11 protein-coding genes are annotated in these 8,126 nt (G+C 68.1%); all 11 read right to left on the minus strand.

The features are described from left to right. Positions 1–192: 192 nt before the first annotated feature. Complete coding sequence (locus tag AX702_RS03335; protein ID WP_066776150.1) at positions 193–417, minus strand: transcriptional regulator domain-containing protein; 225 nt, start codon at positions 415–417, stop codon at positions 193–195. 109 nt (positions 418–526) lie between these two features. Beyond that, on the minus strand, positions 527–790 hold the full coding sequence (locus AX702_RS03340) for a DNA -binding domain-containing protein (protein ID WP_066776117.1): 264 nt from the start codon (positions 788–790) through the stop codon (positions 527–529). Positions 791–874: 84 nt separating this feature from the next. Next, on the minus strand, positions 875–1,129 hold the full coding sequence (locus AX702_RS03345; RefSeq protein WP_066776119.1) for an XRE family transcriptional regulator: 255 nt from the start codon (positions 1,127–1,129) through the stop codon (positions 875–877). A 171-nt stretch (positions 1,130–1,300) separates the two neighbouring features. After that, positions 1,301–1,624, minus strand: a complete 324-nt coding sequence (locus AX702_RS03350; RefSeq protein WP_066776121.1) for a DUF736 domain-containing protein — start codon at positions 1,622–1,624, stop codon at positions 1,301–1,303. A gap of 603 nt (positions 1,625–2,227) precedes the next feature. Next, on the minus strand, positions 2,228–2,668 hold the full coding sequence (locus AX702_RS03355; RefSeq protein WP_066776124.1) for a hypothetical protein: 441 nt from the start codon (positions 2,666–2,668) through the stop codon (positions 2,228–2,230). A 141-nt stretch (positions 2,669–2,809) separates the two neighbouring features. Next, positions 2,810–2,977 carry a hypothetical protein gene (locus tag AX702_RS22380; protein ID WP_197420483.1) on the minus strand — a complete coding sequence of 56 codons (168 nt, stop codon included), beginning with the start codon at positions 2,975–2,977 and terminating at the stop codon, positions 2,810–2,812. A gap of 267 nt (positions 2,978–3,244) precedes the next feature. Continuing rightward, positions 3,245–3,667 carry a type II toxin-antitoxin system VapC family toxin gene (locus tag AX702_RS03360; RefSeq protein ID WP_066776126.1) on the minus strand — a complete coding sequence of 141 codons (423 nt, stop codon included), beginning with the start codon at positions 3,665–3,667 and terminating at the stop codon, positions 3,245–3,247. Further along, complete coding sequence (locus AX702_RS03365; RefSeq protein WP_066776139.1) at positions 3,664–3,918, minus strand: FitA-like ribbon-helix-helix domain-containing protein; 255 nt, start codon at positions 3,916–3,918, stop codon at positions 3,664–3,666. Before AX702_RS03365 ends, AX702_RS03360 begins: the two co-directional genes overlap by 4 nt. A gap of 85 nt (positions 3,919–4,003) precedes the next feature. Beyond that, positions 4,004–4,930, minus strand: coding sequence for a DUF2493 domain-containing protein (locus tag AX702_RS03370; RefSeq protein WP_066776141.1), 927 nt, complete (start codon positions 4,928–4,930; stop codon positions 4,004–4,006). A 312-nt stretch (positions 4,931–5,242) separates the two neighbouring features. Next, entirely contained in the window at positions 5,243–6,283 is a 1,041-nt protein-coding gene (locus tag AX702_RS03380) for a DUF7146 domain-containing protein (RefSeq protein WP_066776147.1), read from the minus strand. Next, positions 6,280–8,126: strawberry notch C-terminal domain-containing protein (locus AX702_RS03385; RefSeq protein ID WP_197420484.1), on the minus strand; the 1,847-nt coding region annotated here is incomplete at its 5' end. The genes AX702_RS03380 and AX702_RS03385, both read right to left, overlap by 4 nt.

An 8,126-nucleotide genomic window follows, 5' to 3' on the forward strand; every position in this document is an offset into this window, starting at 1 on the left:
CCCGCCTCGACGTCGAGCTGGAGACGCTGGCCGTTGCCGAGATCATAGAGAAGGACATCCTCGCCATCGCTGCCGACGTGCGCGGCCGCCGCGATCGGGGCTCTCGGTTCGGCGCTGACCGCGAAGGCGGCGGGCGCCGGCGCCAGGAGGAGGGCGCTGGTGTCGTCCTCGGGCAGCCAGGCGATCCGAGCTTCAGCCGGCGGCGTCTGCGGATCGATGGGGAAATCGCAGCCCCCAACGTCGCCGGATTTCCTCGGTCAGAGTCAGCCGGTCCCCCGTTCCTCCGCGTAGCGCCTGAAAATCCTGGTCATAGGCCTCGTTGCGGCGAAGCCACTCCCAGGCCAGATCGGATGCGCTCATGTCGGAGATGCGCGCATAGCCATCGGAGGATCGCCAGCCGGCTGCATCGGGTGTCACGGCGATCCTCCCTGTGCTGTCGAGTCTTTTGCGAGCGGCAGGATGGTTGACGGGCGCGCGCGGCGGAAGCGGGAAGCGCGGCAGGGCGCGATGCCGAAGCGGCATCACCTCAATGGCCGGGGCGGGTCAATTCGCGATAGCCGTGCTCGGTCATCCAGCGCGCCCGGGCCAGGTGGGTGTCGTGAACATGGCGGCAGCGCTCGGGATCGTGCGCCGGGTCGAGGCCAAAGAGGATCTGGACGGCCTCCTGCCACGCGGCGCCGTCGCGCGCCGAGTCCAGCAGACGGAGATAGAGAGCCATATGCTCGCGGTCATAGGCCGTGAGCGATGGGCTGGAGGGCGGCTCATCGAGGAAGGGGGACGGCTGGACCATAGGGCGACTATAATCGCTCGGCGAAGTTTCGTTAACAGCCCCTCGTCGGTTGATTGCCCGGCAGACGCCGGAGCCAACGGGTGTTCAGCGCTTCGCCGGTGTGCGCTCCCGATCGTGAAGCAACAGCACGCCTTCGCCCTTATCTGTCGAGAGCAGGACTATCCCCGCGTCTTCGAGCGCCCGCCGAACGAGATCGCGCGTCGACTCATACACCTCGAGGCCGCTTTCGGATTCGAGCCGTTTGAGGGCGGTCAGCGATGTGCGGGCCTGGTCAGCGAGCGTCTCCTGTGTCCATCCCAGCAACGCGCGTGCGGCCCGTGACTGTCGGGCGGTGATCATGAACGATCACCTCCCACCGGCAGATAAGTCCCTGCCAGAACTACGGCTATTTTAGTCGTTCTCGGCCGCCGTAGCGGCGCCTGTCGCCCGTTTTCGGGCTCCCGCGAGCCCGGTGATTCGTTTGGGCAAGGCAAAGGCCCCGGCCTGTGCGGCCGGGGCCTTGCTCGGGGATCAGTCCGCCCGGCGGGTCGGGCGGGACCAGATCAGCGAGTAGCCTTCGCCGTCCTCGTCGTCGAAGAGGTTGGCGTAGATGGGGGCGTTGAAGCTCGGATCGTCGAGCTTGAGGCCCAGATAGTCGCGGCCCTCGTTGGAGCGCTTGGACCAGGCGGCGCCGATCTCGACGCGGCCGACCAGAACCCGGTGGCTGGGGGCGTTGTCGCCGGTGGCGCGCTGGTCGGGTACGATGCGCACGCCCTTGGCCTGGACGCTGAGGGTGACGATTTCGCCGGTGAACTCGTTCGAGGCGGTCTTCTTGAACGTGCCGATGGTCGCCATTTTCAAATCTCCGTTTGCGTTTTCGAGCCCGCACCGTGCGGCCTCGATGGCGATCGACAGGCCGGAGGCGATCGACGGCGCACCCCACCTCGGGGTCCCCGGCGCGCTTGCGCGCTGGGGTGAGGATGGGGCCTGACAGCAAAGGAGGAGCTTTCTTGTCTCGCGAGGAATGACGGCGCAGCCGGCAGGGGAAGAAAGCTGTGACGCCGCTGTTGCGCCATAGGCGATCGAGGCGCAGCCGGCCTTCGGCCAGATCAAGCCATTGAAGAGGCCGTTCGGAGCGGTCTGGAGACGGGGAGACGCGAGAGGAATGGCGGCCCCGCCGACACCGGCGCCAAGATCCGCCCGCTGTTCACCGGCGTATCTCCCCTCTTGTCGGCGGACTTTGCGTCTCTGTGTCCACCCGACTTGCCACGGGCGGAAACTGCCATCGCGCCCTTGTCGATGGCGCGTCGGGATCGGCGCTCGGTCCAGCTGTGCCCCGAGGGGCATTGCGTCATGGTCCTCGGCCTGATCCGGGGACTGCCGCCCGCATCGCCATCCGGACCACGCGGTCGGGGAGGCGTCGCCCTGCCTGTCCCGCCGATCTCTGCCGGGCGACGGTCAGACCCGAGCCGGGCTCTGGATGGACGGGCCGGTGGCCGCCATGCCTGTGACACGCGCGAACGCGGTGACGCCGACCGCGATGGCGCCGACGACCGAGAACACCAGCTGCCAGGTTTCCGACGGCATGGTGTGTTTCACGATGCCATGCGTGGCGTGGTAGCCGGCGATGGCGGCGGGCGCGACGAAGGCGAGCGCGATCAGCAGCCGCGCCCACAGAGGACGGACCAGTCCGAGTAGAAGCTGGCCGAGGCCGAGCGTCAGCCCGGCCGCGACCAGGCCGATCAGGATGGCGCCGAGCCAGCCCGCGCCGGTGTGGTGGGCCCAGCCGCCGGCGGTGATGCCCGCGAACGAGGGCAGCGCGAACACGGCCAGTGTGAACAGCAGCCAGCAGAAAAAGCCGATGGCCGCGATGGAGAGGAGGATTCCGAGGACGATCATGGTGGTGTCTCCGCAAGAACGATTCTGACGGTCGCGCCTTCCACCACCACCACGGCGCCTTGCGAACTATAGCGGAACATCGGCGCCAGCGGGAGCTGAAACCGCTGCGGTCTCAGCCCCGCGGTCGACGATCTCGACCCGTCATGAGCTGAAGGGGTCGATTTCGCGGACGATCTGCGAGAGGTCGCCGTCATATTCACTGGCGGGCGTCACCGAGAGCGTGCCGTCGCCGGCGCGGAAGATGACGATGACGGCCATCAGGGTGGTGGCGAGACTGAAGGCGAAGGCGTGTGCGTCATGGAAGGACATCGATCCGGCTCCTGTTTCGAGCGGAGGTCCATCCCCCGCTGACAGGCGCCCGAAGAGGCCGGCCGTTGGCCGCAATCACCGCGCACGGCGAAGCCGAAGCGGCGGCACGCGCATGCGTAGTCCGACCCTTTACGGGTTGATGGCGTCAGGCCATCGGCTGGACCCAAGGATCAGCGTCTTGAAGCGGGGGGTGGCCGTCCGGTCAGGAGACCGGGATGTATGTCTGCCGCATTCGCCTGGCTCAGGCTGCGCGGCGGGTGACGGAGGTTATGGCTTCGCCGTCCACGGATCGATGACCTCGAGGCCGGCGGCGTCGAATGCGCTGGTGTCGCGGGTGGCGACGACGAAATCCCGCGCGGCGGCGATCGCCGCGATGTAGCCGTCGGGTGTCGGAAAGCCCTTTCCGGCGGTGCGCGCCTTGACCGCGAGATCGGCATAGCGGCGTGCGGCGCCCGTATCGAAAGGCAGGATGCGATCGGCGAACAGTTCCATCACGCCCTCCAGGGCTTCGGCGAGCCTGTCCTTCCGTTTTCCGCCGGCAAGCGCGCCGATCCCGAACATCAGTTCGGCGACCGTGACGCTGGAGAGGTAGAGCGTCTCGGCGGCCTGGTCGTCGAGCCAGGCCCGCACGGCGTCGTCGGGCTCGGGCTTCATCGCCTCGGAGACGACGTTGGTGTCGAGGAGGATCATTCGAAGCTCATCGGCTTTGCCGGCGTCCGGTCACGGGCCTGTTCGAGGGCGGCGACGTCCTCATTGGTGAGCCCCAGACGGCGGCTGCGTTCCGCGAGCGCGCTGCCGAGCCGCAGGCGTGTGCCGGGACGGACTGCCGTTTCGAGGATGTCGCGCATTTCCGCCTCGGCGCTGCGGCCGTGTTGGGCGGCCCGCACCTTCAGCGCGCGATGCGTCGCGTCGGACAGGTTCCGGATCGTCACGGCGGGCATGATAGCGCCTCCCTCTGTCATGATGGCAGTGATAGCAATGTATGAGATTTGCTATCATTTTTCAAGGTGAAGGTGCGGGCGGCGCTCATGCGCCGCCCGATGCGAACCGATAGACCGGGATGCCGAGCTTGCGGGCCTTGTCGGCGAGATTGTCCTGGATGCCGGTGCCGGGGAAGACGAGGACACCGATAGGCAGGAGGCCCAACATGGCGTCGTTGCGCTTGAACGGGGCGGCCTTGGCGTGCTTCGTCCAGTCGGGCTTGAAGGCGACCTGCGGCACACGCCGCGTTTCCGCCCAGCGCGACGCGATCTTCTCGGCGCCTTTCGGGGAGCCGCCGTGCATCAGCACCATGTCGGGATGCTTGGCGTGAACCTGGTCGAGTTTGGCCCAGATCCGCTGGTGATCAGCAGTGTCGCCGCCGGAAAAGGCGATCTTCGGACCTGCGGGCACGAGCAGTTCGGTTTCGGCACGTTTCCTCGCGGCGATGAAGTCGCGGCTGTCGATCATCGCGGCGGTGAGATGGCGGTGGCTGACGCGCGATCCGCTGCGCTGGGACCAGGGTGAGCCGGTGGCGCGCAGGTAGCAGTCGGCGGCGCTGTCCCGGAAGACTTCCAGGCTGTCGCGCCGCTCGATCAGCGATTGCCCTTGCTCGATCAGGCGTTCGAGCTGGACGGATTTGACCTCGGAGCCATCCTGTTCGCGCTGAAGTCGCTTCTGCGCCTGTTCATTGTCGTCGAGGTCGCGATCGGCCCGCTCGACGGCGCGGTGGAAGGTGTTGACGGTCGACCAGAGGAGGTCGTCGAGGTCGGGATCGAGGCTGGTATCAGCCACAGTCGAGATCAGGGCGTCGAAGATGTCGGCGACGGCGCCTGCGATGATGCGGTCTTCCGGCACGGGCCTAGGATCGGCCTCGTCTTCCGAAGGACGAAAGCCGTAGAGCTGAAGCTCCTGCACGATATGGTCGGTCGGCGATGCGGCGTGTTCGGGCTCGTAGTCGTCATGCTCGCTCATGGGATGCTCCGTCGGTCAGGACCGCGACCGTCGCGGCCTTTATGGCGACGAAGCCGTCGGGCGGGACGGACCTGCACCCGGGAGCGAAGCGACAGGGCCGAAGCGCAGCGGAGGATGGCGAAGGCCGGCGATTTTGCCTCGCGATGGAAAGCGGCCCGCAGGGACGCGCCGGAAAATCGTCGGCCGCAGCCATTGCCGATCCGGCCCCGCTGACGGCCGATCGCCCTCTCGAAGGCCGAGGCGCGGTCCTCTCCGATGGGCCGACGCATCTCCGGGCATGATGGCGGCAGACCCGCCGTCTCCATGTCGGCACTATGCTGCTGCGAGCCAGAAGCGGGCGACGTCCTGCGGTGCGAGCTGCCCCATGAGGCCGGCGCGGAGCGCATCCAGACCAAGGCGCCGGAGATCCTCGTTGAAATCCTCCAGCACCGGCGAGAGCACGATCGCTTCGATCCCGGCCGCGTTCGCCCGTTCGACCAGGCTGTCGCGCGCGCCGTCGCCGGCCGGGTCGTTGTCGCGCAGGATGTAGAGCCGGCGCAGCGTCTCGGGGAACAAGATGGCGGCCAGGTGGGCTGCGGAGAGCGCCGCCGCCATCGCCATGTGCGGGATGGCCTGACGCGCCGAGAGGACGCTTTCGATGCCTTCGCCCGCCGCCATCACCTCGCCGGCGATCCCGAAGCGGACGGCGTGTCCGAGCAGGTCGCCCATCGCCTTGCGCGGGGTGTCGATCGGCGCCTTGTCGGAGCCGTCGGGGGCGAGCCAGGTGCGATGCGCGCCCGTGATCGCGCCCCTGAGATCGGTGACGGCGGCGATCATCGCCGGCCAGGTCTCGGTCGGGCCGTGGTCGTCGGGCCGATAATAGCAGCGCGGATGAAAGCGGAGGTTTCCGGTTCCGTGCAAAGCCGTAATGCCGCGATGGCGAAGATACGTCTCTACGGGGGTGCCGCTGATCGGCTGCGACATGGCGAACAATCGCCTTGCCGCTTCGGCCGAGCCCGTCGGGGCCGGCGTGCCCGGTCGCTTTTTCCTCGCCGGCGCGGGCTTCGGACGCGGCAGGCTGAGAAAGCGGCTGGCTTCACGGGCGACATCGGCGAAGTCAGTGAGGCCGCAACTCTCCCGGATCACGTCGAGCAGATCGCCATGCTCGCCGGTGGCCGCGTCGGTCCATTTGCCCGCCGGTCCCTTCGCCGTCGCCTTGAGCCGGACGAACATCGAGCGGCCGGGCGTGTTGCGGGCATCGCCGACCTGCCAGTAATTGCCCTGACGATGGCCGGCGTCGAGATAGTGGCGGCAGACCGCCTCGGCCTCCCGGCCGAGACGCTGCGCCAGATCGGAAGCGTCGAGCCGGGTCATCGCGCCGCCTCGCGCTCGCTGATACGCTGGACCGGATAGCGGCCCAGCACGCGCTCCAGCACCGAAGGGCCGGTAACGCCCGTCGGCACGAACATCCTGAGCTTCCAGGAGATGATCTCGTGAAACAGGCCGTAGGCGGTGAGCCGCTCGCGCATCGTGTCGGTAAACCCCGACAGTTCGATGCGGTCGGCGCCCATCACACGGACACGGCGAAGCTGAAGCCCCTCGGCGAGGTCGAGGATGGTGCGGCCATCCATCAGCGCCATGAAGGCGTCGGCGGGCGCGAGCGTGGCTGCGCCGGTCGTGGTCGCATTGGCCGCCCAGGCGGGCGAGACCTTGCGGCCGACGATCCGCTCGCCCTCGTCGGTCTGGAGCCGATAGACGCGGGTGGACTCGTTCGGCAGCCGTTTCCAGATCGGCAGCAACAGGCCGGCGACGACATGGATCGTGCTGTCGGAGAACGCCGGCACGTCCGCGACCTCGGCGTTCCAGGCCGCGGCGAAGTCGTTCCGTTCCGCCTCGGTCCAATGGGTCTCGCCCATCATCTTCACCGGCACGGTGTGCGATTCCATCGGCCGGATCAGCCGGACGCGGCGTTCGATCTCGCCATCATCGAGCATGATCGAGGTGGCGGGGATCTGCACCGCGGCGCGGCCCGAGCGTTCGTTGACCAGCAGCCTGGCGCCGGATTCGCCGAGATGGGCGAGCGCGTCGTCCAGCGTGACCGGGCGGTTTCGGGTCCGCTGCGCGATGGTGAGGAGCCGGGTCTCGGCGCCCGTGCCCGGATGGGTATAGATCGTCTGGCGGCCGGTGACGGTGAAGCCTTCCGCCGTCAGCGTCTCCAGCCCGACATCGTAGATGCCCGCGGCGATGGCCCCCTCGATCTTGGCGGTGAGAAGCTGCTCGAAGGCGGTGAACAGGATGCCCTGAAGCTCGATGGTCAGGGCCAGCAGCCGGTTGAGGAAGGTGGTGATCGGGGGCAGTTCGTCCTTGATGCCGTTCGCGTCCATCAGCTTCAGGCCGGTGGCGGCCTCGAAGCGCTCGAGCGAGCAGCCTTCGACCTTGCCGCGCACCAGCAGGAGATAGAGCTGGCGGAGCGCATCGCGGGCGTAGGGGCTTTCCAGATTGTCCTCGGGGCGGAACAGGCCCTGGCCGCCGGTCTGGCGTTGGCCGCGGGTGATGGCGCCCAGCGTGTCGAGCCGCCGGGCGATGGTGGAGAGGAAACGCTTCTCCGCCTTGACGTCCGTGGCGATGGGCCGGAACAGCGGCGGCTGCGCCTGGTTGGTCCGGTGCGTGCGGCCGAGGCCCTGGATGGCGGCGTCCGCTTTCCAGCCGGGTTCGAGCAGATAGTGGACGCGCAGCCGGGTGTTCCGCGCCGAAAGCTCGGCGTGATAGCTGCGGCCGGTGCCGCCGGCGTCCGAGAAGATCAGGATGCGCTTGCCGTCATCCATGAATGCCTGGGTTTCGGCGAGATTGGCGGCGGCGGCGCGGTTCTCGACGACGAGGCGGTCGCCGCCCGAAGGCGTGCTCTTGCGGACGATGCGCCGCGAGCGGCCCGTCACCTCGGCCACCAGCTCCGTGCCGAAATGCTGGACGATCTGGTCGAGCGCGCCGGGCACGGGCGGCAGGGAGGCGAGCTGCGCGATCAGCTCGTCGCGGCGCGCCACGGCCTCGCGGCTTTCGACGGGCTGGCCGTCGCGATAGACCGGCCGCGACGAGAGGTTGCCCTCGCTGTCGGTGAAGGGCTCGTAGAGCTGCACCGGGAAGGAATGGGCGAGGTAGTCGAGAACATATTCTTTGCAGTCGAGATTTATGTCGAGCGGTTCGCACGCAGGCGCGGATT

The sequence above is a fragment of the Sphingomonas sp. CCH5-D11 genome (genome assembly GCF_001557395.1).
Taxonomy (GTDB): domain Bacteria; phylum Pseudomonadota; class Alphaproteobacteria; order Sphingomonadales; family Sphingomonadaceae; genus Sphingomonas.

Excerpts from the sequence above, each read along its gene's own strand:
- AX702_RS03340 (WP_066776117.1), bottom strand. The coding sequence starts at position 790 with ATGGTCCAGCCGTCCCCCTTCCTCGATGAGCCGCCCTCCAGCCCATCG.
- AX702_RS03345 (WP_066776119.1), bottom strand. The coding sequence starts at position 1,129 with ATGATCACCGCCCGACAGTCACGGGCCGCACGCGCGTTGCTGGGATGG.
- AX702_RS03350 (WP_066776121.1), bottom strand. The coding sequence starts at position 1,624 with ATGGCGACCATCGGCACGTTCAAGAAGACCGCCTCGAACGAGTTCACC.
- AX702_RS03355 (WP_066776124.1), bottom strand. The coding sequence starts at position 2,668 with ATGATCGTCCTCGGAATCCTCCTCTCCATCGCGGCCATCGGCTTTTTC.
- AX702_RS22380 (WP_197420483.1), bottom strand. The coding sequence starts at position 2,977 with ATGTCCTTCCATGACGCACACGCCTTCGCCTTCAGTCTCGCCACCACC.
- AX702_RS03360 (WP_066776126.1), bottom strand. The coding sequence starts at position 3,667 with ATGATCCTCCTCGACACCAACGTCGTCTCCGAGGCGATGAAGCCCGAG.
- AX702_RS03365 (WP_066776139.1), bottom strand. The coding sequence starts at position 3,918 with ATGCCCGCCGTGACGATCCGGAACCTGTCCGACGCGACGCATCGCGCG.
- AX702_RS03370 (WP_066776141.1), bottom strand. The coding sequence starts at position 4,930 with ATGAGCGAGCATGACGACTACGAGCCCGAACACGCCGCATCGCCGACC.
- AX702_RS03380 (WP_066776147.1), bottom strand. The coding sequence starts at position 6,283 with ATGACCCGGCTCGACGCTTCCGATCTGGCGCAGCGTCTCGGCCGGGAG.